Source organism: Roseobacter sp. HKCC-CH-9208 (assembly GCF_037805125.1).
Taxonomy (GTDB): domain Bacteria; phylum Pseudomonadota; class Alphaproteobacteria; order Rhodobacterales; family Rhodobacteraceae; genus M30B80.
In genome coordinates this window covers 1,321,548-1,345,979 of the sequence record NZ_JBBLYK010000001.1, presented here as the reverse complement: position 1 = coordinate 1,345,979, position 24,432 = coordinate 1,321,548, and the positions used below count along the sequence as shown (strand labels likewise).

Annotated in this window: 25 protein-coding genes; 11 read left to right on the top strand and 14 right to left on the bottom strand. The window is 53.3% G+C overall.

The window, feature by feature from the left end; genetic code table 11:
* Positions 1-111: 111 nt before the first annotated feature.
* The 7 genes from pufQ to AAC621_RS06705 form a co-directional block, all read right to left on the bottom strand.
* On the bottom strand, positions 112-330 hold the full coding sequence (gene pufQ / locus AAC621_RS06735) for a cytochrome PufQ (RefSeq protein ID WP_317657094.1): 219 nt from the start codon (positions 328-330) through the stop codon (positions 112-114).
* Positions 330-1,808, bottom strand: coding sequence for a chlorophyllide a reductase subunit Z (bchZ, locus tag AAC621_RS06730; RefSeq protein WP_340243944.1), 1,479 nt, complete (start codon positions 1,806-1,808; stop codon positions 330-332). Before bchZ ends, pufQ begins: the two co-directional genes overlap by 1 nt.
* Positions 1,808-3,394, bottom strand: a complete 1,587-nt coding sequence (bchY, locus tag AAC621_RS06725; RefSeq protein ID WP_340253514.1) for a chlorophyllide a reductase subunit Y — start codon at positions 3,392-3,394, stop codon at positions 1,808-1,810. The genes bchZ and bchY overlap by 1 nt, the downstream gene beginning before the upstream one ends.
* A gap of 6 nt (positions 3,395-3,400) precedes the next feature.
* Positions 3,401-4,405 (bottom strand): chlorophyllide a reductase iron protein subunit X, encoded by a 1,005-nt coding sequence (locus AAC621_RS06720; RefSeq protein WP_340253512.1) that lies wholly within the window; start codon positions 4,403-4,405, stop codon positions 3,401-3,403.
* Positions 4,402-5,337, bottom strand: coding sequence for a chlorophyll synthesis pathway protein BchC (gene bchC / locus AAC621_RS06715; protein WP_340253509.1), 936 nt, complete (start codon positions 5,335-5,337; stop codon positions 4,402-4,404). The genes AAC621_RS06720 and bchC overlap by 4 nt, the downstream gene beginning before the upstream one ends.
* Positions 5,338-5,470: 133 nt before the next feature.
* Entirely contained in the window at positions 5,471-6,622 is a 1,152-nt protein-coding gene (locus AAC621_RS06710) for a methyltransferase (protein WP_340253506.1), read from the bottom strand.
* A 3-nt stretch (positions 6,623-6,625) separates the two neighbouring features.
* Positions 6,626-7,498 (bottom strand): polyprenyl synthetase family protein, encoded by an 873-nt coding sequence (locus AAC621_RS06705; protein ID WP_340253503.1) that lies wholly within the window; start codon positions 7,496-7,498, stop codon positions 6,626-6,628.
* Between the two features lie 132 nt (positions 7,499-7,630).
* On the opposite strand from AAC621_RS06705, the gene crtD reads away from it, so the two are divergent.
* Genes crtD through hslU form a run of 4 tightly spaced genes read left to right on the top strand, consistent with a single transcriptional unit; the run spans position 7,631 to position 11,955 of the window.
* Complete coding sequence (gene crtD, locus AAC621_RS06700) at positions 7,631-9,172, top strand: 1-hydroxycarotenoid 3,4-desaturase CrtD (protein ID WP_340253500.1); 1,542 nt, start codon at positions 7,631-7,633, stop codon at positions 9,170-9,172.
* A complete protein-coding gene (gene crtC, locus AAC621_RS06695) occupies positions 9,169-10,044 on the top strand; it encodes a carotenoid 1,2-hydratase (protein ID WP_340256381.1) in 876 nt (291 codons plus the stop codon). The genes crtD and crtC overlap by 4 nt, the downstream gene beginning before the upstream one ends.
* 46 nt (positions 10,045-10,090) lie before the next feature.
* Positions 10,091-10,645: an ATP-dependent protease subunit HslV gene (gene hslV / locus AAC621_RS06690; RefSeq protein WP_340253497.1), complete on the top strand. Its 555-nt coding sequence runs from the start codon at positions 10,091-10,093 to the stop codon at positions 10,643-10,645.
* Positions 10,642-11,955, top strand: coding sequence for an ATP-dependent protease ATPase subunit HslU (hslU, locus tag AAC621_RS06685; RefSeq protein ID WP_340253495.1), 1,314 nt, complete (start codon positions 10,642-10,644; stop codon positions 11,953-11,955). The genes hslV and hslU overlap by 4 nt, the downstream gene beginning before the upstream one ends.
* A 3-nt stretch (positions 11,956-11,958) precedes the next feature.
* On the opposite strand, the gene AAC621_RS06680 is transcribed toward hslU, so the two are convergent.
* The 3 genes from AAC621_RS06680 to AAC621_RS06670 are packed head-to-tail and all read right to left on the bottom strand — an operon-like array spanning position 11,959 to position 14,163.
* On the bottom strand, positions 11,959-12,543 hold the full coding sequence (locus AAC621_RS06680) for a Smr/MutS family protein (protein ID WP_340253492.1): 585 nt from the start codon (positions 12,541-12,543) through the stop codon (positions 11,959-11,961).
* A gap of 3 nt (positions 12,544-12,546) precedes the next feature.
* Positions 12,547-13,482, bottom strand: a complete 936-nt coding sequence (mltA, locus tag AAC621_RS06675; protein WP_340253489.1) for a murein transglycosylase A — start codon at positions 13,480-13,482, stop codon at positions 12,547-12,549.
* Positions 13,483-13,503: 21 nt separating this feature from the next.
* The gene (locus AAC621_RS06670; RefSeq protein ID WP_340253486.1) at positions 13,504-14,163 is read right to left on the bottom strand and encodes a Tim44/TimA family putative adaptor protein; all 660 of its coding nucleotides are present in this window, start codon (positions 14,161-14,163) and stop codon (positions 13,504-13,506) included.
* Between the two features lie 146 nt (positions 14,164-14,309).
* Here AAC621_RS06670 and AAC621_RS06665 point away from each other — a divergent pair, with 146 nt between their 5' ends.
* Complete coding sequence (locus AAC621_RS06665; protein ID WP_340253483.1) at positions 14,310-14,771, top strand: FxsA family protein; 462 nt, start codon at positions 14,310-14,312, stop codon at positions 14,769-14,771.
* 55 nt (positions 14,772-14,826) lie between these two features.
* A complete protein-coding gene (secB, locus tag AAC621_RS06660; protein ID WP_340253480.1) occupies positions 14,827-15,333 on the top strand; it encodes a protein-export chaperone SecB in 507 nt (168 codons plus the stop codon).
* Between the two features lie 3 nt (positions 15,334-15,336).
* Here the strand turns inward: secB and dnaQ are convergent, their stop codons facing one another.
* From dnaQ to AAC621_RS06640, 4 genes are read right to left on the bottom strand one after another with little or no spacing between them, the layout of a single operon-like run.
* The gene (dnaQ, locus tag AAC621_RS06655) at positions 15,337-16,023 is read right to left on the bottom strand and encodes a DNA polymerase III subunit epsilon (RefSeq protein WP_340253477.1); all 687 of its coding nucleotides are present in this window, start codon (positions 16,021-16,023) and stop codon (positions 15,337-15,339) included.
* Positions 16,023-16,613, bottom strand: a complete 591-nt coding sequence (gene coaE / locus AAC621_RS06650) for a dephospho-CoA kinase (RefSeq protein ID WP_340253474.1) — start codon at positions 16,611-16,613, stop codon at positions 16,023-16,025. Before coaE ends, dnaQ begins: the two co-directional genes overlap by 1 nt.
* Positions 16,610-17,443 carry a shikimate dehydrogenase gene (locus AAC621_RS06645; RefSeq protein ID WP_340253471.1) on the bottom strand — a complete coding sequence of 278 codons (834 nt, stop codon included), beginning with the start codon at positions 17,441-17,443 and terminating at the stop codon, positions 16,610-16,612. The genes coaE and AAC621_RS06645 overlap by 4 nt, the downstream gene beginning before the upstream one ends.
* The gene (locus AAC621_RS06640) at positions 17,440-18,036 is read right to left on the bottom strand and encodes a Maf family protein (protein WP_340253468.1); all 597 of its coding nucleotides are present in this window, start codon (positions 18,034-18,036) and stop codon (positions 17,440-17,442) included. The genes AAC621_RS06645 and AAC621_RS06640 overlap by 4 nt, the downstream gene beginning before the upstream one ends.
* Positions 18,037-18,565: 529 nt before the next feature.
* On the opposite strand from AAC621_RS06640, the gene rho reads away from it, so the two are divergent.
* From rho to AAC621_RS06615, 5 genes are read left to right on the top strand one after another with little or no spacing between them, the layout of a single operon-like run.
* Positions 18,566-19,837: a transcription termination factor Rho gene (rho, locus tag AAC621_RS06635; RefSeq protein WP_317657073.1), complete on the top strand. Its 1,272-nt coding sequence runs from the start codon at positions 18,566-18,568 to the stop codon at positions 19,835-19,837.
* A 1-nt stretch (position 19,838) separates the two neighbouring features.
* A complete protein-coding gene (mnmE, locus tag AAC621_RS06630) occupies positions 19,839-21,140 on the top strand; it encodes a tRNA uridine-5-carboxymethylaminomethyl(34) synthesis GTPase MnmE (protein ID WP_340253465.1) in 1,302 nt (433 codons plus the stop codon).
* Positions 21,141-21,150: 10 nt separating this feature from the next.
* Complete coding sequence (mnmG, locus tag AAC621_RS06625; RefSeq protein WP_340253462.1) at positions 21,151-23,025, top strand: tRNA uridine-5-carboxymethylaminomethyl(34) synthesis enzyme MnmG; 1,875 nt, start codon at positions 21,151-21,153, stop codon at positions 23,023-23,025.
* Complete coding sequence (gene rsmG / locus AAC621_RS06620; RefSeq protein ID WP_340253459.1) at positions 23,022-23,648, top strand: 16S rRNA (guanine(527)-N(7))-methyltransferase RsmG; 627 nt, start codon at positions 23,022-23,024, stop codon at positions 23,646-23,648. The genes mnmG and rsmG overlap by 4 nt, the downstream gene beginning before the upstream one ends.
* Entirely contained in the window at positions 23,641-24,432 is a 792-nt protein-coding gene (locus AAC621_RS06615; RefSeq protein WP_340253455.1) for a ParA family protein, read from the top strand. The genes rsmG and AAC621_RS06615 overlap by 8 nt, the downstream gene beginning before the upstream one ends.

Below are 24,432 nucleotides of genomic sequence, written 5' to 3'. Positions count from 1 at the left end.
CCGCATTGGCGAACTTGTGTCGGCTCCGGTCGTCACGCCGAGAATTTTATCGTCTCACCTATGCGCCTTGACTGGGTCTAATCAGTCTCGAACGGCGGCTGAGTGAGAGGATCAGGCCGAAAAAATCATCGGCGTGATAATCCGCGCTTGGCTCCAAGCGCGCTTTACGGGGCCTTTTTCCGTCAAGCTTCCTGTGCGCAGCGCAGCCAAGCCCCAAGTGAGCGTGGCAAGCGGCAAGGTCGCGAGAAAAATGATCCCGAAGTAAATCATGAACTCCGTTTTGGGCGGCTTTGACCGCGCAATCTGGGTGTTGGAGCTAATATCTGTCATTATACGCCTCCCTCGTTCAGCGTCTCAAAACGGCGCGGCGCGAGTTGCGCCACCGTTTCTTTCACGACCCGCTCAGCCCCGCTTTCAAGCGCGGCTTTTTCTGCGGCATCGCGTAAAGTTTTGGCTGCCGAAATCCGTGTCAAAACGGGGTGTTCGGCAACAATTTTGTCGAGCAACGCCTGCGCATCAGCGTCCCATGGGAAATCGCGGCGCAATGTTGTCGGGGTTGCTTTGGCGCTGTCCATCTCGCTGCCAAGCGGAAGAATATGGAACAAGGCATCAAACAGGCTGTTGCAGATTTCCTGCAAAAGATAAGTGGCGCCTGCATATCCCATGAAGGGCGTGCCCGTGGCGCGGCGGATCGCGGCGCCAGGGAAACTTGCAGGGATGAAAGACGGGCGAGGGCCATGACCCGCGCTCATTTCCGCGAGATACATCTTCTCGTTGATGGATCCCATCAAGACCAAGGGACGCTTTGCAGAAATCAGGCTGCGCACTTCGTCATTGTTGGTTTTTTTGCCTGCTGTGCGTGCCACGGCAAAGGCACAGGGCAACCCAAGATCACTTTCAAGGAAATGCCGAATGCCGCGGGTATAGGTTTCATTCGCCACGATGCCAAAATTGGCCGTTGCGAAGAAATCTTGCGTGACCGACCGCCACAAATCCCAAACAGGCTTGAGGGTCGAATGCTTTTCGCGGGTGATAAAAGGCTCGGGATCTAGGCCCAGCATCTCGCCCAATTGGCGCAGGAATTTCGTGGTCGACTCAACCCCAATGGGCGCTTGCAAATAGGGCTTGCCCAAAACCTCGGCCAAACCGCGCCCAAATTCGCGATACATCACGATATTGGCATCGGCATTAACCAAGTTGCGCATTTCGGCCAAATGGCTGCCCAATGGCATGACCATATTCACTTCGGCCCCGATACCTTCCACAAGGCGGCGAATTTCGTGCAGATCAGAAGCCATATTAAAGGTGCCATACATCGGCCCAAGAATATTGACCCGCGGCGCAGACCCTTCTTCACGCTGTTTCTCGGGCGGCATACGCCCCTTGGTCATACCAAATTCCGTGAAAATCCACGTCATGGCACGATCTGCGGCCTCCCATTGATCCTCATCAATGGTGCGCGGCAAAAAGCGTTGAATATTGGTGCCTTGCGGTGTGACCCCCCCGCCAATCATCTCGGCAATCGAGCCCGTGACAACAACGGCAGGAAGCGCGGGGTCTAGCGTGCCCCACGCGCGCTTCATCGCGCCCTCAGTGCCATCACGGCCCAATTCTTCCTCGCCAAGACCCGTGGTCACAATCGGCAATTCATGGGGTGGCAACGCATCGGTGTAATGCAGAACCGATGTGACGGGCAGGTTTTCACAACCCACTGGGCCATCGATGACCACCTGCAATCCTTTGACGGCGGTAAAGGCGTAAACCGCCCCCCAATATCCGCCCGCGCGATCATGATCTTGGATCAACATCAGATCATCTCCTGCGCTTTGGCGGCACGGGCCGCTTTGTCGAGTTTTTTCTGATGCGTGGCGCGGAAATCAGGCCGCTCATTTGGGCTGCCTTCCCAAATGCCTGCTGTATCCGCGTGACCAACACCTTCAAAGAAGGCGCGCATATGATCCATGCGGTCTTTGTTTGACATGGCAGCGTTGACCACCTGCGCCAAAGACCCTGCACCCGCTGGCCCCATCAAAGGACGCGCGGAAATCAAATTGGTGAAATACAGGCTTGGGATGCCAAGCTCTTTTCCCTTCTGCACAACAGGGGTCGTGCCGATAGCAAGATCAGGCTTGATTGCTTCCATCGCGGCGCAGTCATCTTCGAGACTTGCGCGGAATTTAACCTTAACGCCCTTAGCTGTTAGCCAGTCCAAATCAGGCTCTGACCAAGGTGTTTTAGGGCAGGCCGTGCCAACATAGGGCACATCGGCCCCACTCTCGATCAACAGGCGCGCGACCAAAAGCTCTGACCCCTCATAGCCCGACAAGGTGATCGTTCCGTTGATCTTTTGGGCGGCAAGCGCACCTTTGATCGCGGGCAAAAAGGCGTTTTGTGCAGCAGCAATCTGATCCGCCGCAACACCATAAGCCGCACCAATCGCAGACAGCCATGCGGCTGTGCCGTCATATCCAACGGGGGCGCTACCAATAATCGTGCGGCCTGCGGCCTGAAATTCTCGGATGGCGGATGTGTAAAACGGGTGGATTGCTGCCACCACTTCGCTATCCAAGGCAGAATAGAGCTCGCGCCACTCACGGCAGGGAACGACCGGACCTGCCGCCAGACCGAGCGGCGCGAGCATCCCACCAATCCCAATGGGATCAGCTGGGAACATCTCGCCCAACAGGGTCACTGTCGGGCGATCTGATTTGCCCGAAACAGGGGCTTGGACGGGGCCAGCCTCCACCTCTTTACGGGCATAATTCAACATAGCGCCTGCAAGCACATCTTTGGCTTCGGCATGGGTGGGAATTCCAAATCCTGGCACATCAATGCCCACGATCCGAACACCGTTAATCTCCTGCGGCAGGAGACGCAGCGGAACACCAGAGGCGGTCGGAACGCAAAGATTGGTCACCACAATCGCGTCATAGCGCGCGGGATCTGCCATCTCGTGAACGGCATCCCGAATATCCTCGAAGAGCTTGCCCGTAACCAAACTTTCCGAGTTGAAAGGCACATAGCCGACTGAACGGCGCGCGCCATAAAAATGGCTGACAAAGCTGAGGCCATAGACACAGCAGGCCGAGCCAGACAAAATCGATGCCACGCGGCGCATCCGCAACCCTACACGCAAACTGCCAAAGGCAGGGCACATGCTTTGGGGTTTATCATGCGGCCCCTGCGGGTAATCGCGGGCATATTGATCAAGAATTTCGGATTTCCCCGCCATGCGCGCGGCGGCTTCCATTTCGGCCACCCCTGCATGGCAACCCATACCCTGCCCCAATTCGGGCGGGGTCTGCCCATCCGAAGCGGCAGATGCATCAGCGCGATCTTGGCCGAGGATTACCTCGACCTCATCGGCGGCATCATATCTCACTTCTTCGGACATTCTTCCTCAAACCTCGTCATAAATTACTTCAAGCGACTTTTTCGGCGCGGCGTTCTTGCCGCGCATATCGGCTTCGGTTGCAGGCTCTAGGACAATGCCCGCACCTGTATCCTTGCCATCGAAAAGGCCGATCAATTCATCTTGGCTCAGCGCCGTTGGTCGCAACGGCGGCGCTTCGCCGACATTTTCACCCAAAGCCGCAAAAAGCGCGCCCCATTGGCTTTGGTTCGTCCCAACGATTTGGTAATTCGCAGATTTCTTGCGCAGATCATCATCCGCAGGGATCGAGGCCAAAACGGGTATATTCACCGCATTGGCAAAGGCCTGAGCCTCGCCCGTGCCGTCATCTTTGTTGATGACCAAACCCGCGACACCCACATTGCCGCCCATTTTGCGGAAATATTCCACCGCCGAGCAAACATTGTTCGCCACATACAGAGATTGCAGATCATTTGATCCAACCAGAATCACCTTCTGCGCCATGTCACGGGCAATCGGCAGGCCAAACCCGCCGCAGACCACATCGCCCAAGAAGTCGAGCAGGACATAGTCAAAATCCCAGTCGTGGAAGCCTAGCTTCTCAAGCAGCTCAAAGCCGTGGATGATCCCACGCCCACCACAGCCGCGGCCAACTTCTGGCCCACCAAGCTCCATCGCGTAGACACCGCCACGCTTGAAGCAGACATCCCCGATTTTCACCTCCTCGCCTGCCAATTTCTTTTTGGTCGAGGTTTCAATGATCGTTGGGCAGGCTTTGCCGCCAAAAAGCAGGCTGGTCGTATCGGATTTCGGATCACAACCAATCAAGAGAACCCGCTTTCCTTGCTCGGCCATGATATGGCTGAGATTGGCAAGGGTGAAACTTTTACCGATGCCGCCTTTCCCATAAATCGCAATGATCTGCGTTCTCTTGGTGGGTTCGCCCTGAGGCACTTCGAGGGTCGGCTCCTGCTGCGCCTCATCGCGCAGGCGGGCATCGAAATCCTTGAGATTGGGAACATCGAGGGTCATTCTGGCTTCTCCCAATTCAAAATCATTTTCAGGCAAGTGGCATCTTCAAAGGCTTGAGGATAGGCGAGGCTTGCCTCTGCGGCGGGCAGTTGATGCGTGATCAAACCACCAAGGCTGAGCTGTCCCGCTTCGATCAAATCGCGGGTAGCGACCAAGTCGGCGCGCGTCCATTCCGCCGCGATCCGCAGCCGCGCCTCACGCATGAAGGCGGGCGGAAAGGCGAATTCGAGAGATTCGGGATAGAAACCTGCCAAGACGACTTCACCGCCCTTGGTCAGGCGCCCGATCATTTCATCCAACAACGCCGCCACGCCCGAAGCATCGTAGATGCAGCGATAATCACGGCGCGTATCATCGGTGGAATTGGTAACGAGATATCCCTCTGCGCCTGTAACACGGGCAGGATTAACCTCCCATACAGTCGGGGCGGGGCCGCCCAGCGCCAAAGTAAGACGCGCCAAGAGACGACCAAATACGCCATGTCCCACGATCAGATCAGGCAAGTCATGGCCCGCGAGCGCATGATAGGCTGTGGCAGCCAAAGCCAAAAGCGCGCCTTCAGGGCCGCTTGCACGATCAATACGCACGGCGCGCTCTGGCGCTGTAACCAACATGGAAGACGCGCCGCCAAACAGGCCACGCACATCGCCGTAGCAATTCGCGCCCGGAACAAAAACATGATCACCAACCGAAAATTCACAATTTTTCGGTGTTGAAACGACCTCACCAGCGGCTTCATAGCCGGGGATCAGGGGATAACCCATGCCTGGGAAGGGCGGCATGCGGCCAGACCAGAACAGTTTTTCGGTTCCCGTGGAAATGCCAGAGTGACACACGCGCACAACCATATCCTCAGGCGAAGGCGCCACGAGGCTAACCTGTCCGAGCCCTATTTTCTTAAGCCCTTCGAGTATGACGGCGGTCGCGTGCACTGTCGCACTTCCCCTTGGTTTTCGGATCAAATCACACCTCAAGACGCAATGAGATTCCACTTTGAGTCATGTGTCAGTTTAATATTACAGCACTGTATGTCAATTAAAATGGACAGTTTACACAAAAAGATTGTCAGCTTTTGTTGACAGTCTTTTCAGCTGTAACGATCCGCGTCACAAATGGACGCCCCGTTTTGACGGGCGAAACCCGCGCAAACCCTGCTTTCGACAATAATTCGCCGATTTGGGCGGCACTGCGGACTGTGCCTGTGCCCATCGCCATACAATAGAGCGCGAAATACGCATCCGCGCTGCGATCTGGCGTTTGCCCGCCTGACATCGGCTCGGCGATGACGATCTTACCGCCTTCGGGCAAAGCGGCATGAACCGATTTTAACAATCGAAGGACGGTTTCATCTTCGTGATCGTAAAGAACGCGGATGAGGGTAATAAGATCTGGCCCAATTGGCAAAGGATCATCGCGGAAACTGCCCGAGACAATCGTGGCCCGCGCGGCAATGCCTGCGCGCTCAAACCGATCTTGGGCCAGTGCCGCCACCTGCGGCAAATCAAAAAGGGTCACTTGAACATCTGGATGGGCCTTGGCGCAGGCCGCCAAGAACACACCCGTGCCACCCCCGATATCCATGACATGCTGCGCCTTCCCAAAGGACAGACTTGAGAGGATTTCGTCACTTACAAGATTTTGCGTCTCTGACATCAAATGCGAATAGCGCTCTGCCGTAGCAGGATCTTCCGCGGCGGCGGCCCCAAAAACATAGGGCCAAAACCGTGCAAGGTCTGGGTCTGTTTCCCCCCGAAAAAACCCTTCGGCAGGGCCCAAATCGCGATATAGAATATCGTGGTGCAAGATCATGTCGCGCAGGCCACCCACGCCATTGATCGCGGCCCCTAACCGCGCCAAGGCATAGCGCCCATCCCGCAAACGGGTCAAAAGCCCAAGACTGGCTGCGGCCTGACATAAGACAGAAATCCGTCTTTCGGGCGCATCCAACTTCGCGGCCAATTCGGAAGGATAAGCAGGGCGGGCGCGCAAATGGCGTGGCAGATCAAGCGCAACAAAAGCCTGCAAAATCTGGCTATAGGTAAAGCCTGCCACCAAATCAAAGAGCCGCTCGCCATCCCGTTTTGCAGTCGCACGCGTAAAAAGGGAATGCGCGGCCCATGATTGAAATGCAGCCGAACCCACCAAATCCAAATAGCGCGCGCGCCATTTATCCCAAAATTTTGGGCGCGGTTCGTCACTTGGGGAAATAGCAGCCATATCTCATTCGGCCGCGTGATGTGCGGGCAAAACAGGCGTAAGCCGCTCTGCATATACGCGCACCATGTCACACAGCGCCGCTTCACCCGCACAAGACGGGATCGAGGCAATCGCGCCAGATAAAATATCCTCCAACCGCGAAACAGCGCCGCGCACGCCCAGTTGTGAAACAGCATTGGGTCGCCCGTTGAGATCATCCTGACCCACAGGCTTACCCAAGGTTTTTTCATCGTAAAGCGCATCACGCAGATCATCGGCAACTTGGAATGCCTCACCAATCCGAGCTCCCAGTTCTGTCCAAGGTTCGGGATCTTCTCCCGCAGCAGCGGCACCCATTTTGGTGGCGGCAACAAACAGCGCGCCTGTTTTCGACCGATGATAAGCGGACAGGTCTATCTTATCTTCGCTTTCCCAGCCTTGGCCTGCGCAAATTCCATTGGGCATGCCTGTGGCTTGGCTTAGGATTTTGATCATCTCAACTGCCCGCAGTGGATCATCCACCGCGGCACGAGCCAAGACCTCAAAGGCCAAAACAATCAACGTATCACCCGCGAGAACCGCAATGGGTTGCGAATAGGCGATATGCACCGTGGGCTTTCCGCGCCGCAAATCTGCATTGTCAAAACAGGGCAGGTCATCATGAACGAGGCTGGCGCAGTGGATAAGCTCAATCGCCGCGCATGCCGCATTGGAAAGATTCGGCTTATCATCCCCACAGGCCTTCGCCACAGAAAGCGAGATTGTCGGCCTGATCCGCGCACCGCCCGGATTGACGGCATGATCCAAGGCTTGCGCCAATTTGCGCGGTGCAGGCTCTTTCATGGCTAAAGAGAGGGCAGCAGAGATCGCTGATTCTATGCGGGCGGACAGGGACATGGTCACTCAGCCTTCATCGAGGTTTGCGCGGAGGATCCCACGCATATGTAAATTAGACTGGACAGTTTACGGGAATATGTCAACAATATCTGACATAATCTCGAGAGTGGCCCTAATGAAAGACGCAACACTGTGACCCGCCCTATTGCACCTGTCAGGCCCCGCGCCGTCGTGATCGGTGCAGGTATGGGCGGTCTTTCAGCCGCGCTGCGCCTCGCGCATGCGGGATGTCAGGTCACAGTCTTTGATGCGATGCCCCATGTCGGCGGCAAAATGCGGCAAGTGCCATCTGCTGCGGGGCCGATTGATGCGGGGCCAACAGTGCTGACGATGCGCCATGTGTTTGACGATCTGTTTCAAACATTAGGTTTGAGGCTTGAGGATCATGTGACCCTAACACAGGATGACATCCTTGCCCGCCATTTCTGGCCAGATGGCAGCGAGTTAGATTTTCATGCTAATCTCGAAGAAACGCTTACAGCTATTGATCACTTTTCAGGTTCCAAGGCACGCGGCGAGTTTCTCAAATTCCACCAAGATACGGCCACGCTTTTTTCAGCATTCGAGAGGCCAATGATGCTGCGCGCTCATCCGCGACAAGCGGATTTGACGCTCACGGTCTTGAAATCACCCCATCTGATGCGCGCAATGGCCCCGCACCAAACTTTGGCGCAAGCGGTTTTTAAGCGGTTCAGCGATCCCCGTTTGGCACAAGTTTTTGCGCGCTATTCCACTTATGTCGGCGGCAACCCTTATCTTAGCCCCGCGCTGCTTTCGCTGATTTGGCAATCCGAGGCGGCGGGTGTGTGGCGGGCCAAAGGCGGCGTGCATCAACTGGCCCGCGCGATGCAAAATATCGGGCAATCCATGGGTATCGAGTTTCAGCTTGGGCAATCCATCGAGGCCATTACAAAAGATGCGGATCATGTCACTGGCGTCACCCTTTCAGATGGTCGGCATGTTGCGGCAGATATTGTGGTGTTTAATGGTGACCCGCGCGCGATTCATATTGGGCTTTTGGGCCAAGACCACGCGCCGCGTGTCACACGCGCACAGGTCGAACCGCGCAGCCTATCTGCCTATGTTTGGAGTTTCGCCTCCCGCGCTTGGGGCAAGACCCTGGCCCATCACAACGTATTTTTTGGTGATGACCAACGCAGCGAATTTGACCCTATCGAAAATGGTGCGCTGCCGCGTGATCCAACGCTTTATATATGCGCTCAGGATTCTGGGCTCAACTCTAACACAGATACGGCGCTGCAAAGATTTGAAATTATCATGAACGGCGCGCCGACCGAGGCCCCAACAGAAAGGGAGGTGGCCGCATGTCGTCATCTGACATTCCAAACATTAGCGGATCGCGGGTTGATCTTTCCCGACCCGATCCCCGACAGCGCATTGATGACACCACAGGATTTCGCAACGATGTTTCCCGCCTCGCGCGGATCCCTTTACGGGCTGAGCCCACATGGAATGACGGCAGCATTGAAACGGCCACGGGCGCGGACCTCTCTCAAAGGTCTATACTTGGCGGGGGGCGGCACCCATCCGGGGGCGGGAATTCCGATGGCCTGCCTCTCAGGACGGCACGCGGCCGAGGCGATCTTGACGGACCATGCTTTAACCTTGCCGTCCCGCCCAACGGCTATGCGTGGTGGTATATCGACGGCATAAGCGATGACGGAACCAAGGCTATTTCGATCATCGCCTTCATCGGTTCAGTTTTCTCGCCGTGGTATCGTTGGTCGGGGCGCAAAGACCCCGAAGATCATTGCTGCTTGAATGTTGTCACCTATGGCAAAGGCGGCCGTTGGACGATGACAGATCGGGGCCAAGATGCGCTAGAGCTTTCGGAAACAGAAATGAAAATAGGCCCTAGTCACCTGTCTTGGGACGGTTCAGCCCTCACCATTCATATTGATGAACGCACAACACCACATGGCGGGCGGTTGCGCGGCAAAGTAACACTAACCCCACGCGCAGTGACGAATGTGGAATTGCCGCTCTGCGATGATGGTGCGCATATTTGGCGCCCTTTCGCACCCGTTGCCGATATCCAGGTTCGTCTCGAAAATGCAGGTTGGTCATGGTCTGGGCATGGATATTTTGATGCCAATTTTGGCACTCGCGCCTTGGAGGAAGATTTTGATTACTGGACATGGGGCCGCTTTCCAACGCGAGAGGGCGCTTGTTGCTTCTATGATGCAACGCGCTGCGATGGCAGCAATCTTGCGGCCGCCATTGCCTTTGATGAAACGGGCAACGCATCACCCGTTGATGCGCCGCGCACTGCAAGGTTTAAATCCGCTTTTTGGGGGGTGCGCCGTGAAACCCGCGCGGATCCAGATTTTGCCCCACATGAGGTTCGGCCCATGTTGGACGCCCCATTTTACAACCGTGCCATGGTGCGAACCAAAATCAATGGTGAGACCGTGACAGGTGTTCATGAATCGCTTGATCTTAATAGATTTCGCAAAGCATGGATGATGCCGATGCTGGCCTTTCGTGTGCCCCGCCGCAAAAATTGGCCAAAGCGGTGGTTGTGATCTGATCGCGCCGCTTTCATATTGGGCGGAACATGAAAGGGTAAACATGTCGAATAGTTTTCCAGATTGGCATGGCACAACCATTATCGGTGTGCGCAAGGGTAACGAGGTTGTGGTTGCAGGTGATGGTCAAGTCAGTCTTGGCCAAACCGTGATCAAAGGCACAGCACGCAAAGTCCGCCGCCTTTCCCCGGGCGGGTATGAGGTGGTCGCAGGATTTGCAGGATCGACAGCAGATGCATTTGCCTTGCTTGAGCGTCTCGAAACAAAGCTTGAGGCAACACCAGGCCAATTACAGCGCGCCAGTGTTGAATTGGCGAAAGATTGGCGCACGGATAAGTATTTACAAAAGCTCGAGGCGATGTTGATCGTCACAGATGGATCCGAGCTCTATGTCATCACGGGCGCGGGCGATGTTTTAGAACCAGAACACGGTATTGCCGCGATTGGGTCGGGTGGAAATTACGCATTGGCCGCGGCCCGCGCGATGATGGATAGCGATAAATCCGCCGAAGATGTGGCCCGCCGCGCAATGGAAATTGCGGCTGATATTTGCGTCTATACCAATGGCAACCTCACAGTAGAGCGGATCGCAAAATGACCGACCTAACCCCTCGCGAAATCGTATCGGAATTGGATCGTTTCATCATCGGGCAAGCCGATGCAAAACGCGCGGTGGCGGTTGCCCTGCGCAATCGGTGGCGGCGCAAGCAACTTGGGGATGATTTGCGCGATGAAGTTTACCCAAAAAATATTCTGATGATCGGGCCGACTGGGGTGGGTAAAACAGAAATCAGCCGCCGTTTGGCGAAACTTGCCCGCGCCCCGTTTCTCAAAGTTGAGGCGACAAAATTTACAGAGGTGGGCTATGTTGGTCGGGATGTCGAGCAGATCATCCGTGATCTGGTAGATGCCGCGCAAATTATGGTGCGCGACCATATGCGCGAAGAGGTTACCGCCAAGGCGCACAAAGCCGCCGAAGATCGTGTGATCGAGGCGCTTGCGGGCGCCGATGCGCGCGACCAAACCCGCGAGATGTTTCGCAAGAAACTCCGCTCAGGGGAATTGGACGACACTGTCATTGAATTGGAAGTTGCGGATCAATCCAACCCAATGGCCATGTTTGAAGTTCCAGGTCAGCCCCAGATGGGGCCAATGGGCGGCGGCATGAACCTTGGTGATATATTCGGAAAGGCCTTTGGCGGGCGGAAAATCCGCAAGAAGATGACTGTGGCGGCGAGCTATGAAATCCTTATCGGTGAAGAAGCTGATAAGCTTTTGGATCAAGAAACCGTCACGAAAGAGGCCATTCGGGCCGTTGAAGAAAATGGCATCGTCTTTATTGACGAAATTGACAAGGTCGCCGCGCGCGCGGAAACCCGCGGGGCGGATGTCAGCCGCGAAGGGGTGCAGCGTGATCTATTGCCGCTGATAGAAGGGACAACAGTCTCAACAAAACATGGGCCTGTGAAAACAGACCATATCCTGTTCATTGCCTCTGGTGCATTTCACATCGCAAAACCCTCTGACCTGTTGCCAGAACTTCAGGGGCGCTTGCCCATTCGGGTGGAATTGCAGGCACTGACTGAGGATGATTTCACCCGCATTTTGACAGAAACCGATAATGCCCTGACCCGCCAATATTCCGCTTTGATGGCGACCGAAAACGTGACTGTTGAGTTCACCGAAGATGGGATCAAAGCCTTGGCAAAAATCGCGGCAGATGTGAATAAATCGGTCGAGAATATCGGTGCGCGGCGCCTTTATACCGTGCTGGAGCGTGTTTTCGAGGAGCTGAGCTTTACCGCGCCTGACAGAAGCGGCGAAAGCGTGGTCGTTGATGAAAAATATGTGCAAACCTATCTCGCCGACTTGGCGGGTAAGGCCGATCTTAGCCGCTATGTGCTATAGTCTCTATTTCCTGAGATAGACATAGAGCGCACCCGCCCCGCCATGGCGAATATGCGCCTCACGAATATCAAGGATATAGCCCGCGATTGATGGGTGGCGCAGCCACCGTGGCACGTTTTGCCGCAATACCCCACGGGCGGGCGCAATCGGGTCATAATGGGGGCCGCTAGACAGATTGCCCTTACCCGTGATCACAAGGGCCAAACGATATCCACGCGCATGGCAGTCAAGGATAAATCGCTGCAACGCAGGATGGGCTTGGGCCTGTGTCATGCCGTGAAGGTCAATTTTCGCCTCTGGCTGCAACTTTCCCCGCACCATGCGGCCATGCAATTTTTTATCCATACGAACGGGGCGCTTTTCAGGCGGGTTTTGCGGTTTCTCAGATGGGGCTGTCAGCCCAATGTCAAAGTCACTGAGATCCAACTTTGGCGTAAAATCGACAATCTCACGCGGGGGAATGGCCGCCGTGTCGGGTTTTGCAAGATAGAAATTGACGGCGGCAAGTTTCAATGGCTTAGCACTGCGTGCAACGCGATCCCATAAAGCGCGGTCTTCGCTGCTTAGGTTTTTTGGTTTTTTTGCCATGGCTTATCCTGCCCATCCATTGGGCAAATCATGACCCTTAGGCCAAAGCACGGTCAAGCTGGCGGGTTCATTTATTACGCCCGCACTCCTGCCCGCAGCATCACCTGATCCACAGAAAATATCGGCCCGCTGCGCGCCTTTAATGGCAGAACCACAATCTTGGGCAAAATAAATCCGCGCCGCACGCGTCTCGCCCGCAACCATGACGGGCAGACCATAAGGGATATATGCGGGATCAATCGCAAGCGAGCGGTTCGCGGTCAAAACCTGCCCTGTGGCACCGACCGCGCCATTTTTGTGACGCGGTTCAAAGAAGATATAGGAGGGGTTTTTCTGTAAAAGCGCGTCCATTTGGTCGGGATGGTGCCTCAGCCAATCTTTGACCCGATCTGCGGTGATCTGTTTCGCACTGATTTCGCCCATCGCGACCAATTCAGCCCCAATGGAACGATAGGGATGTCCGTTTTTTGCCGAAAACCCAAAACGGCACGTCTCACCATCTGGGTAGGTCACGGCAACAGATCCTTGGATATGGCAAAAATACTGGTCTATGCGCGAGTTGAGATAGACCAGTTCCCATCCTTGCCCCGAAAGCAAATTGCCCGCTTCGATTTCGGCGCGTGTCGCCCAAATCTCCGGCATATCTTTTGGGGCGGCGTAGAGCGGGAACCTGTATTCAGCATCTGGCGCGGCGCGGGCGGGCAAAACGGGTTCGTAATATCCCGTGATATGTCCTGCAAAGGCGGGGCCAAATCTGAGAGGCTGAAAATTTGATTGAAAAAACGCGCGGGCCTGTGAGGGGCGAACACTGCGGGCGGCTGTCAATAGATCAGCTATCGCCAAATCCGTTTGAGATTGGAAAATTGAAAGGATTTCGGCGTAATCCTCGTCATCCCAGCCCAAAAGATCGGAAAATCCTATGGGTTGGGGATAAGTCACCACGCAGTCCTTACGCTAGGATCAGCCGCCTGTGGCAACCAAAACCCAATTTGGGTTGCGGCTGCCCATTTCGCGGGCGAAGGTCCAAACGTCCCGCTGGCGTTTGATTTCGGTTGCGCTGCCTTCGACAATTTCACCATCGGAGTTGCGCACCACAGAGGTCAGTTCTGCAGCGAAGCGAACCATGACCTCACCCTCGCGCGAGGTGGCGTCAAACTGGGCTTCTTGAACAGCGATATCATTGAGGCCCACAAAGCTTGCTTCAATCTCAAGGCCTTGCGCACGGCGCGCTTCGATAACCTCATCAAAGCTCTCGGCAACCTCGGGGGATAGGAAATCGCGCACTTCCGAAATATCGCCACGTTCAAACGCCATGAGAATCATTTCATAGGCGCCGCGCGCACCAGTCAAAAATTCTCCCACCGCGAAACTGGGCTCTGCGGATTTCATCGCGGCCAAGGCACGGGCGCTTTCTGATCCTTCGGGAACATGATCGGTGATATCCCGATCAGGGCCGCCCTCGATCACCTCAAAATTACGGGATTGTGCAGATTTTGAGGTTTTTACGACTTCGGGCGATTTCTCAAACCCCTCACGCGTGCCAAGAACGGCGCGCAACCGCAGGATCAAAAAGATCGCGATTGCCGCGAGAACCAAAAGGGAAAGAAATGATGAGTTCATGTGGGTCTCAATCCAATTTTGATACCGGCTAATGTTGCCGCAGGGGTTTTAGACTGCGCTTGAGGTTCATATGTAAGGAGAGAAGGGGGCCAAGTCCATGAAGCTGGGCGCGGTTTTACCGACTATCTGCGGAAAAGGCTGAAAAAATGTGGTTATTTGTTCTTTTCATAGCGATTCCGCTGATCGAGATTGGCTTGTTCATACAAATTGGCGGATTTATTGGGTTATGGCCAACCTTGGCTGTGGTCGTTTTAACGGCAATTTTGGGGACATGGTTGGTCAGATCACAAGGATCACTGGCGCTGTCGCAAATCCGCACCAGCTTTAACGAATTAAATGACCCAACCGAGCCGCTGGCCCATGGGGCGATGATCCTAATTGCGGGCGCCCTGTTGCTAACACCTGGATTTTTCACCGATGCGATTGGATTTTCCTTGTTGGTGCCGCCCGTTCGACAATTTTTGATCCTTCAGGTCAAATCACAGATAAAAACCACCAGTTTTCAAAGCCAAGCCAATTTTCGCAGCCAATCTGGCACAATCATAGATGAAGATGGCGAGATCTTAGATACAGACCCGCATGACCCATCGGGGTGGACACGGCATTGAGGCTTTTGGATCGGGCTGTTAAGACGCCTTAAAATTTGCCTTTGGGAGATGAAAGATGGCGAAAAAAGATGCGGATGCAGCGCAGGACAGCACAACACAACCACAACCCGTAATACCGCAAATGAAAATCTTGGGACAATTCGTGCGAGATTTGTCGTTTGAGAACATCGCAGCGCAAAAATCGGTTCAAGGCGCGGGTCAGCCCGACATTCAATTGCGTGTCGCGCTCGATGGCGGAAAGCGGCCCACGGAAAAGCAGTATGACGTCATCGTAAAAGTAACGATTGAAGCGAAAACCAAAGGGGACGCCCCTGAACCAATCTTTCGCGTAGACCTTGATTATGCAGGCATCTTCCACATCGACAACGTGCCCGAAGAACAGCTCCACCCGTATCTGATGATCGAATGCCCTCGTATGCTTTTCCCGTTCATCCGCCGCATCGTTTCAGACGTCACGCGGGACGGTGGGTATTTGCCGCTGAACCTCGACACAATTGATTTTGTTGCGCTTTATCGCAATGAATTGGCGCGCAAGATGACCGAACAAAAGGCAGATGCCTAAGCGTTAACGCATCCAAACAGCCTTGTCGCCCATCTCGGAGATGAAGTCTTGATGGGCGGCGGTTTCCTCATCTGTCAAACGCGGCTTAAGGGGTTGTGGCCGCGCAGAGGCGCGCCGCATTGGCCGCACAACATCACGATCTTTGTCCTGATCATCTGGCGAGAGGGCAAAGTCAGGCTGCTTGCCCCCGATCAACTCGAGATAGACCTCGGCCAAGATTTCCGAATCCAAAAGCGCGCCGTGTTTTTCGCGCATAGAATTATCGACACCAAAACGGCGACATAGGGAATCAAGACTTGCAGGTGATCCAGGGAATTTGCGCCGCGCTATAGCCAACGTGTCGATCGCCTGATCATTTGGCAAAAGCGGTTTGTTCACCCATCCAAGTTCTGCATTCAAAAACTTCATATCGAAGCTTGCATTGTGAATGACCAATTTTGCATCACCGACAAAATCCAGAAAATCTTGCGCAATGGCGGCAAAAACTGGTTTATCGGCTAAAAACTCATCACCCAATCCATGCACATTAAACGCCTCTTGGGGCATTGCGCGTTCGGGGTTGATGTATTGGTGGTATGTCTTGCCTGTTGGCAGGTGGTTCCACAATTCAACCGCGCCAATTTCGACAATGCGGTGGCCTTCGGATGGCTCAAACCCTGTGGTTTCGGTGTCTAGAACAATCTCGCGCATCACGTTGTCCGTGCCTTTAAATCGTTGATCAAATCATGCACGGCTTTGCGCGCGCCCTCAAAGCTGTTTGTTTCTATCACATAATCCGCGCGGGCAATTTTTTCAGAACTTGGCATCTGGCGCGCAAGAATTTGATCAAATAGCTGAGGATCCATTCCCACCCGTGCCATGACGCGGGCTTTCTGCGTTTCGGCAGCAGTGGTCACAACCAAAACGGCATCCAGCCATTGATCCGCACCTGTTTCATAAAGAAGTGGAATGTCGCAAACAATCAGGGACTGTTCTGCATGGTCGTCAATGAATTTGGCCCGATCTGCGGCGACAAGGGGGTGAATAAGAGATTCAAGCCGATTGAGCGCGTTCGGGTCTGTTTTGACCCAATTTTTCAATGCTGCGCGATCCACAGTATCATTTTGGATCAACCCCATATTCAACGCTGAAAGCGGTGCCACCGCAGCGCCACCTTTGGCATATTGTTTGGCCACTGTCGCATCGGCATCCCACACAGGAACACCCGCCTCACGAAACATATCTGCGGTGGTGCTTTTGCCCATCCCGATTGAGCCCGTAAGACCAAGAAGAAAACTCATTTCGCCAAAACCGCGCGGCGCAGATCATCGGTCACAGCGGGCTCTTTTCCGAACCATTTCGCAAAGCCAGGCGCGGCTTGGTGCAACAACATCCCCAAGCCATCAACCGCGACTGCACCCATGGCACGCGCTTGTTTTAAGAGATCCGTTTCAAGAGGGGCATAAACGATATCGTTCACAACGGCGTTTTTTGCTAAATTACTCAGATCCACCGCAAGGGGTGGCTGCCCTGTCATGCCTAAGGATGTGGTGTTCACCAGAAGATTACAATCCCCAAGAAGATTTGGAAGATCTGACATCTCATGCACTGTAGCACGATCCCCAAATCGGGCAGATAGGTTTTTCGCGCGGTCAAGATTACGGTTAAGCACCCGCACCTTCGGTGCGCCTGCCTCTAGCAATGCATAGATGACCGCCTTTGCCGCCCCGCCCGCACCAAGAATAACAGCAGGGCCATCTTTTGCATCGAATGCAGACGCGTTTTGTTGAATATTGGCAAGAAATCCGTGGCCATCTGTGTTATCAGCCTCGATTTTGCCGTCTTTGTGAAAGGTCAGGGTATTCGCAGCGCCAATTGCACGCGCGCGATCGGTGACAATATTGGCCAAATCCAAAACAGTTTCTTTATGGGGAATCGTCACATTTGCGCCAACAAACCCCATCCGCGGCATTGCAGCGAGAACCTGTTCTAAGTCACCCGATGTTACATGCAGCGGCACATAATGGCCTGAAATCTGATAGGCCCTCAGCCAAAACCCATGCAACATAGGGGATTTGCTGTGACCAATTGGGTCACCAATAACGGCTGCAAGCGGCACTGATGCTGTCATCTTTCTATAAATCCTCGCAGTGCCAAGAAGTTCAAAACCTCGGTTAATGGCAGGCCCAAAACATCGAAATAGCTGCCCTCGACCCGAGAAAACAGACGAATACCCTCGGATTCAAGCATATAAGCGCCAACTGCCTGTGCGATATCGGGCCAATTACGGGAAAGGTAGGCGTCAAGATAGCTGTCACTAAATTCTGCCATAAAGAGACGCACGACACCGATATGGCGCCAAATTGGCTGCGCCTCGTGATAGATCACCGCGGCGGACATAAGTTTGTGCGATTTTCCACGGAGCATCGTCAATTGCGCGCGCGCGTCTTCCAGACTGTCTGGTTTTGATAGAATATTACCCTCAAATTCCAAAATTTGATCGCAGCCAATAACAACAGCGTCAGGATTTTTTCGGGCAAGTTTAACGGCTTTCGCCTCGGCCAATTGATCTACTAAATCGCGTGGCAGGGCACTTTCGGCCATTAATGATGTCTTTAATAACGATTCATCGATTCGCGCATTTTCTGCCATAAATGACACCCCAGCGTTCTGCAAAAGCTGCTGTCGGATTGCCGATTGGGACGCCAAAATGATTTTTTGCATTGGATAATTCCGTGGGAAGTCTTGGGGATAACCCTTTGGATCAAGTGATGACATAGTCGCATGCGCCAGTTCAACCACAGGTCATTGCTGCGAGGCGAAAAATTATCTTTCGGTTATCCACGGGTGTAATTTCTATCCTAGTGGATCGGAGAAAATGCAACAGACATCGACATATCCCAATTTTTTCCACAGGTTTTCATTCGGAATTTTTCGCTAACTAACTGATATTATTTATTTTTATAGAATTTAGGTTTGTGGGGGTAAATATCATCCCCAACGGAGAGCCTGTTGATAAGATAATGATAACTAAGTTTCCAAGGTTTTGCACCGCACAACCATATCATCATCCTTTTCTTAAAATTATTATTTTCTTTTTAAACATTGGTAAAATTTTACGCGCTAAGCTGCAGATTGACTTGAGTTCCATCTGTGCGTAGAAGACAGATCAAGTGATCGTCCGATCTCTATCCTTCCCAATTGTGCAAGAGCCTTTAAACGCGATGCGTCTCAAGAGGCATATGGAACTCTCATGACAGTTAACTCTCTCAACCTTGCTGATCTAAAGGCAAAATCACCTAAAGATCTTTTGTCTATGGCAGAAGAGCTGGAGATCGAGAACGCCTCGACCATGCGCAAAGGCGACATGATGTTCGCCATTCTTAAAGAGCGCGCAGAAGAAGGGTGGGATGTTTACGGCGATGGTGTGCTGGAAGTTTTGCAAGACGGGTTCGGGTTCTTACGCTCACCCGAGGCCAATTATCTCCCAGGCCCAGACGATATTTACGTATCGCCTGACATGATCCGCCAGCACAGCTTGCGCACGGGTGACACAGTCGAGGGTGTGATTGCTGCACCACGCGAGACAGAGAATTACTTTGGCCTCACCAAAGTTTCGAAGATCAATTTTGAGGTGCCAGAAAAGGCGCGCCATAAGGTTGCCTTTGATAACTTGACGCCGCTTTATCCTGATGAGCGGTTGAAGATGGAGATCGAAGATCCAACAATTAAAGATCGTTCCGCACGCATCATTGATTTAGTATCGCCCATCGGTAAAGGTCAGCGAGCCTTAATTGTTGCCCCGCCACGCACTGGTAAAACCGTGCTTTTGCAGAACATTGCGCATTCTATCGAAACGAACCATCCAGAGTGCTATTTAATTGTTTTGCTGATTGATGAACGCCCCGAAGAAGTGACGGATATGCAGCGGTCGGTTAAGGGTGAGGTTGTATCCTCAACCTTTGACGAACCAGCAACGCGTCATGTTGCGGTGGCGGAAATGGTCATCGAAAAAGCAAAGCGACTTGTCGAGCATAAACGCGATGTTGTTATTTTGCTCGATTCTATTACCCGTTTGGGTCGCGCGTATAACACCGTTGTCCCATCATCGGGCAAGGTTTTGACAGGTGGCGTTGACGCGAACGCCCTGCAACGCCCTAAGCGTTTCTTTGGTGCGGCGCGTAACATCGAAGAAGGCGGATCGCTTACAATTATTGCAACCGCCTTGATCGATACAGGCAGTCGTATGGATGAAGTGATCTTTGAAGAATTCAAAGGCACGGGTAACTCGGAAATCGTGCTGGATCGTAAGGTGGCCGATAAGCGCGTCTTCCCAGCTATGGATATCTTGAAATCTGGCACCCGTAAGGAAGACCTTTTGGTCGATAAGGGCGATTTGCAGAAAACCTATGTCTTGCGCCGTATCTTGAACCCAATGGGCACTACAGACGCGATTGAATTCTTGATTTCTAAATTGAAACAGACAAAAACGAACTCGGAATTCTTTGACTCCATGAACACCTAAGATGTCAGGCTTCACTGCGGATACTATCTTCGCGCTCGCCTCGGCCAACGGTCGGGCGGGCGTTTCCGTTATTCGGGTATCGGGTGCGGAGGCTGTCGATGTATGCTCAAAATTTCTTGGCGGCCTTCCAGATGTTGGTCGATTTCGGCTTCGACCTTTCAAGGACAAAGACCAGATTATTGACCATGTTTTGGCGTTGCGATTTCAGGCCCCGCATAGCTTTACAGGCGAAGATGTGATTGAGCTGCATTGCCATGGCAGCCCCGCAGTTGTGAAAGCCGTTCTTGCGGCTTTGTCAGAAACTGGCCGCGCCCGCATGGCCGAAGCTGGCGAGTTTACCCGCCGCGCCCTTGAAAATAACAAGCTTGATCTTGCTCAGGTTGAAGGTCTGGGTGATCTCATCAATGCAGAAACAGAGGCACAAAGACGCCAAGCCAGCCGCATTTTTTCGGGACATTTGGGAAAACTGGTTGAGGCGTGGCGGCAGCATTTGTTGCGCGCGACAGCACTCATCGAAGTGACGATTGATTTCGCGGATGAGGAAGTGCCCACTGACGTGACCTCTGAAGTGCAGGGCCTTATCACGCAGGTGGTGCAGAGTTTGGATGTCGAAATTGCAGGGAGTTTGGTGGCTGAGCGCATCCGTGACGGGTTTGAGGTCGCTATAATCGGTGCGCCAAATGCAGGGAAATCCACGCTTTTGAACGCTATTTCTGGGCGGGACATCGCCATAACCTCAGAAATCGCGGGAACAACCCGCGATGTGATTGAGGTGCGCCTTGATCTCGGTGGCCTGCCTGTGACGTTACTCGATACCGCTGGCATCCGTGACAGCACGGATATGATTGAATCCATCGGTGTTGAGCGGGCGATAGATCGCGCAAAATCCGCAGATTTGCGGGTTTTTCTGAAATCTAACCCAAAGGAACAGCTACCCTTTGATCTGGATGTTGATGATATATCCATATTGGGTAAGGCCGACATGCAGAGCGGCAGTGGGATTTCCGTGTCGGGACAGACAGGTCAGGGCGTGGATGAGTTGATCGCGTTAATTTCAGCGCGCCTATCGGATCGCGCCGCGAATGTGGCCACCGCAACCCATATGCGCCATCGCCAAGCAATGCTTGATGCGCGGCAAGGTTTGGCTGATGCTCTGATTGCCCTCGCAAAAGGCGACAGTCACACAGACATAGCTGCGGAATATGTGCGATATGCTATAAGAAAGCTGGATTCGCTGATTGGCCGTGTCGATGTTGAAATGGTCTTGGGCGAAATTTTTTCGCAGTTTTGCCTCGGTAAATGAGAAAAGCGGAGTGTTTCACGTGAAACATCATGATTTCGATGTTGTTGTGATTGGGGGTGGCCATGCAGGTGCAGAGGCCGCTCATACAGCCGCGCGGGCGGGCGCAAAAACGGCGCTTGTCACATTATCCTTCGATAATATTGGCGTTATGTCCTGTAATCCAGCCATTGGCGGCTTGGGTAAGGGCCATCTGGTGCGTGAGATTGATGCCCTAGGGGGTGTTATGGGTTTGGCTGCGGATCGATCAGGTATTCAGTTTCGCTTGCTGAATCGTCGCAAAGGCCCCGCGGTTCAGGGCCCGCGCACGCAATCTGACCGCAAACTATACCGCGCTGCGATGCAAGATCTGCTCGCCAGAACAGAGAATTTGTCAATTATAGCGGGCGAGGCAGCCGATCTTCTTGGCACTGATGAGGCCGTTTCAGGCGTTGTTTTGGCGGATGGTGCCGAGATTTCAGCGAAATCGGTGGTTTTGACAACAGGCACATTCCTGCGTGGGGTCATTCATATTGGCGACAAAACCATGCCTGGCGGGCGAATGGGTGATAAGCCTTCGGTGAAATTGGCGCAGCGGATCGACAGTTTTGCCCTGCCACTTGGCCGTTTGAAGACGGGCACGCCGCCGCGTTTGGATGGGCGCACGATTAATTGGGATATTTTGGAAACCCAACCCGCGGATGATGATCCTGTCCTATTCTCTTTCCTATCGGATAAGCCACATGTGCGCCAAATTGCCTGCGGTATTACGCATACCAATGAAAAAACGCATGAGATTATCCGCAACAATCTTGGCCGCTCTGCGATGTACGGCGGGCATATTGAGGGGATCGGGCCCCGGTATTGCCCCTCTATTGAAGATAAGATTGTGCGATTTGCTGACAAAACCTCGCATCAAGTGTTCCTTGAGCCTGAAGGTCTAGGGGATCACACTATCTATCCAAACGGGATTTCAACCTCGCTTCCCGCTGATGTTCAGGTGGATTATGTCCGCTCGATGGTTGGGTTAGGTGCGGTTGAGATCCTTCAACCAGGATATGCGATTGAATATGACTTTGTAGACCCCCGCGCGCTTGGGGCTGATTTGCAGGTTAAGACTGTAAAAAACCTTTATTTCGCGGGTCAAATAAACGGCACAACGGGATATGAAGAGGCGGCCGCGCAGGGGTTTGTGGCGGGTGTTAACGCAGCGCGTTCCGCGCAGGGGCGGGATGCTGTGATATTCTCGCGCCGTGAAAGTTATATCGGCGTAATGATTGATGACTTGGTGACCCGCGGTGTCAGCGAACCCTATCGCATGTTCACCTCGCGCGCCGAATTCCGTCTTTCTTTACGCGCGGACAATGCGGATCAGCGTCTTACACCGCTTGGTATTGATCTCGGCACAGTGGACGAGACGCGCAAGCGTTTATTCGAAGACAAGATGGCCCAGATTGACGCCTGCTACACCGTCCTGTGGAACCATAATCTGACGCCATCTGAGGGAAAGAGGCACGGGCTAAATATGAACCAAGATGGTCAGCGCCGTAACGGCGTCGAGCTTTTGGCCTTCCCCGACATAGAATTTTCCGATCTTGAGGCCATTTGGCCTGAATTGATCGACCATAGTGCGACGACAAAGGCGCAGATTAACCGAGAGGCGCAATATGCTGCCTATATTGAACGCCAAGAGCGCGATGTTCAGGCGCTTAAGCGGGACGAGTCGCAATTAATCCCCGAAACCCTTAATTTTATGGAGATCGACGGGCTATCAACAGAATTGCGGCAGAAATTGACCAAAGTGCAGCCACGTGATTTGGGGCAGGCGGGCCGAATTGATGGCATGACCCCAGCCGCCTTGACGTTGATCCTGACAAAACTGCGCCAAATTCAACGGAAATCCGCATGACCAAAGGCGAAGCGCAGGCATATCTTAGCACCTTTGTTTCACGTGAAACATTGGATCGATTACAGATTTACGTTGATATGTTGGTGAAATGGCAAAAGGCGATCAATTTGGTCGCCCCTGCAACATTACCTGATGCCTGGTCGCGCCATATCGTAGATTCTGCACAAATCTTTCCATTGGCGGCAAAATCCAGTCGAAAATGGCTAGATATGGGCAGTGGCGGCGGTTTTCCTGGATTGGTTTGCGCAATTATTGCAGCAGAAAAATCCTCAGATATCAGCTTTCATTTCATAGAATCTGATTTGCGCAAATGCGCGTTCTTGCGGGATGTCGCGCGTCAGGTCGGGATATCTATAAATGTGATGTCACGCAGGATCGAAGACGCGCCGCCCCAAGATGCTGACATCATTTCTGCCCGCGCGCTTAGTGATTTGTCCAAGCTTTGCACGCTGTCCTATCGCCATTTAGCAACAGATGGGCAATGTTTGTTTTTAAAGGGCCAATCTGCCCCGCAAGAAATCGACACCGCAAAGGAATCGTGGCAGATGTCGATCAAGACTCATCCGAGCGTAACCAGTGACGACGGTCAAATCATAGAAATAAAGGAATTACGCCGTGTCTGAACGCGCCTGTCCACGAATTATCGCGATTGCCAATCAAAAGGGCGGGGTTGGAAAAACAACCACAACAATCAATCTTGGCGCTGCATTGGCCGCAATGGGCAAACGTGTGTTGCTGATTGACCTTGACCCACAGGGCAATGCCTCGACCGGGTTGGGTGTCGAAGATCGTGATCTCTCAAGCTATGATTTGCTGATTGAGGGCGCGAAACTTGCGGATGTGACGCAGAAAACCAAGGTTGATGGCATTGATGTTGTCCCCGCGACAACCGATCTCAGCTCGGCTGATGTTGAACTAAGCGATAATGAAAAACGTATTATCCTATTGCGCAACGCGTTTAGCGCGGCTGATTTGCGCGCCTATGATTATGTTTTCATGGATTGCCCGCCATCCTTAAGCCTTCTGACAGTCAACGCTTTGGTCGCTGCGGATTCTGTCTTGGTGCCCCTTCAGGCCGAATTTTTTGCATTGGAAGGTTTGTCACAGCTTATGTTGACAGTGCGCCAAGTGCGTGAAGGTGCAAATTCGGAGTTGCGCATCGAAGGCGTGGTTTTGACGATGTATGATCTTCGGAATAACCTTTCAAAATTGGTTGAAGATGATGCACGGCAAACCTTGGGGGAATTGGTTTATGAAACCAAAATCCCGCGCAATGTTCGCCTGTCCGAAGCGCCATCCTTTGCGCAAACTGTTTTGGATTATGATGCAACCTCAACTGGCGCTCTGGCCTATAAGGCGCTTGCAGAAGAAATCGTGGCGCGCCACGATGCGGTAAAGTCGCGCTAG

Bases quoted from the DNA above. Each gene is read 5' to 3' on its own strand.
- pufQ (WP_317657094.1), bottom strand. From the start codon at position 330: ATGACAGATATTAGCTCCAACACCCAGATTGCGCGGTCAAAGCCGCCC.
- AAC621_RS06705 (WP_340253503.1), bottom strand. From the start codon at position 7,498: ATGTCCCTGTCCGCCCGCATAGAATCAGCGATCTCTGCTGCCCTCTCT.
- AAC621_RS06645 (WP_340253471.1), bottom strand. From the start codon at position 17,443: ATGACAGCATCAGTGCCGCTTGCAGCCGTTATTGGTGACCCAATTGGT.
- bchZ (WP_340243944.1), bottom strand. From the start codon at position 1,808: ATGTTGATCCAAGATCATGATCGCGCGGGCGGATATTGGGGGGCGGTT.
- rho (WP_317657073.1), top strand. From the start codon at position 18,566: ATGACAGTTAACTCTCTCAACCTTGCTGATCTAAAGGCAAAATCACCT.
- secB (WP_340253480.1), top strand. From the start codon at position 14,827: ATGGCGAAAAAAGATGCGGATGCAGCGCAGGACAGCACAACACAACCA.
- AAC621_RS06720 (WP_340253512.1), bottom strand. From the start codon at position 4,405: ATGACCCTCGATGTTCCCAATCTCAAGGATTTCGATGCCCGCCTGCGC.
- bchY (WP_340253514.1), bottom strand. From the start codon at position 3,394: ATGTCCGAAGAAGTGAGATATGATGCCGCCGATGAGGTCGAGGTAATC.
- mnmE (WP_340253465.1), top strand. From the start codon at position 19,839: ATGTCAGGCTTCACTGCGGATACTATCTTCGCGCTCGCCTCGGCCAAC.
- AAC621_RS06680 (WP_340253492.1), bottom strand. From the start codon at position 12,543: ATGGCAAAAAAACCAAAAAACCTAAGCAGCGAAGACCGCGCTTTATGG.
- AAC621_RS06670 (WP_340253486.1), bottom strand. From the start codon at position 14,163: ATGAACTCATCATTTCTTTCCCTTTTGGTTCTCGCGGCAATCGCGATC.
- AAC621_RS06665 (WP_340253483.1), top strand. From the start codon at position 14,310: ATGTGGTTATTTGTTCTTTTCATAGCGATTCCGCTGATCGAGATTGGC.
- dnaQ (WP_340253477.1), bottom strand. From the start codon at position 16,023: ATGCGCGAGATTGTTCTAGACACCGAAACCACAGGGTTTGAGCCATCC.
- coaE (WP_340253474.1), bottom strand. From the start codon at position 16,613: ATGAGTTTTCTTCTTGGTCTTACGGGCTCAATCGGGATGGGCAAAAGC.
- AAC621_RS06710 (WP_340253506.1), bottom strand. From the start codon at position 6,622: ATGGCTGCTATTTCCCCAAGTGACGAACCGCGCCCAAAATTTTGGGAT.
- hslV (WP_340253497.1), top strand. From the start codon at position 10,091: ATGTCGAATAGTTTTCCAGATTGGCATGGCACAACCATTATCGGTGTG.
- rsmG (WP_340253459.1), top strand. From the start codon at position 23,022: ATGACCAAAGGCGAAGCGCAGGCATATCTTAGCACCTTTGTTTCACGT.
- hslU (WP_340253495.1), top strand. From the start codon at position 10,642: ATGACCGACCTAACCCCTCGCGAAATCGTATCGGAATTGGATCGTTTC.
- AAC621_RS06640 (WP_340253468.1), bottom strand. From the start codon at position 18,036: ATGCAAAAAATCATTTTGGCGTCCCAATCGGCAATCCGACAGCAGCTT.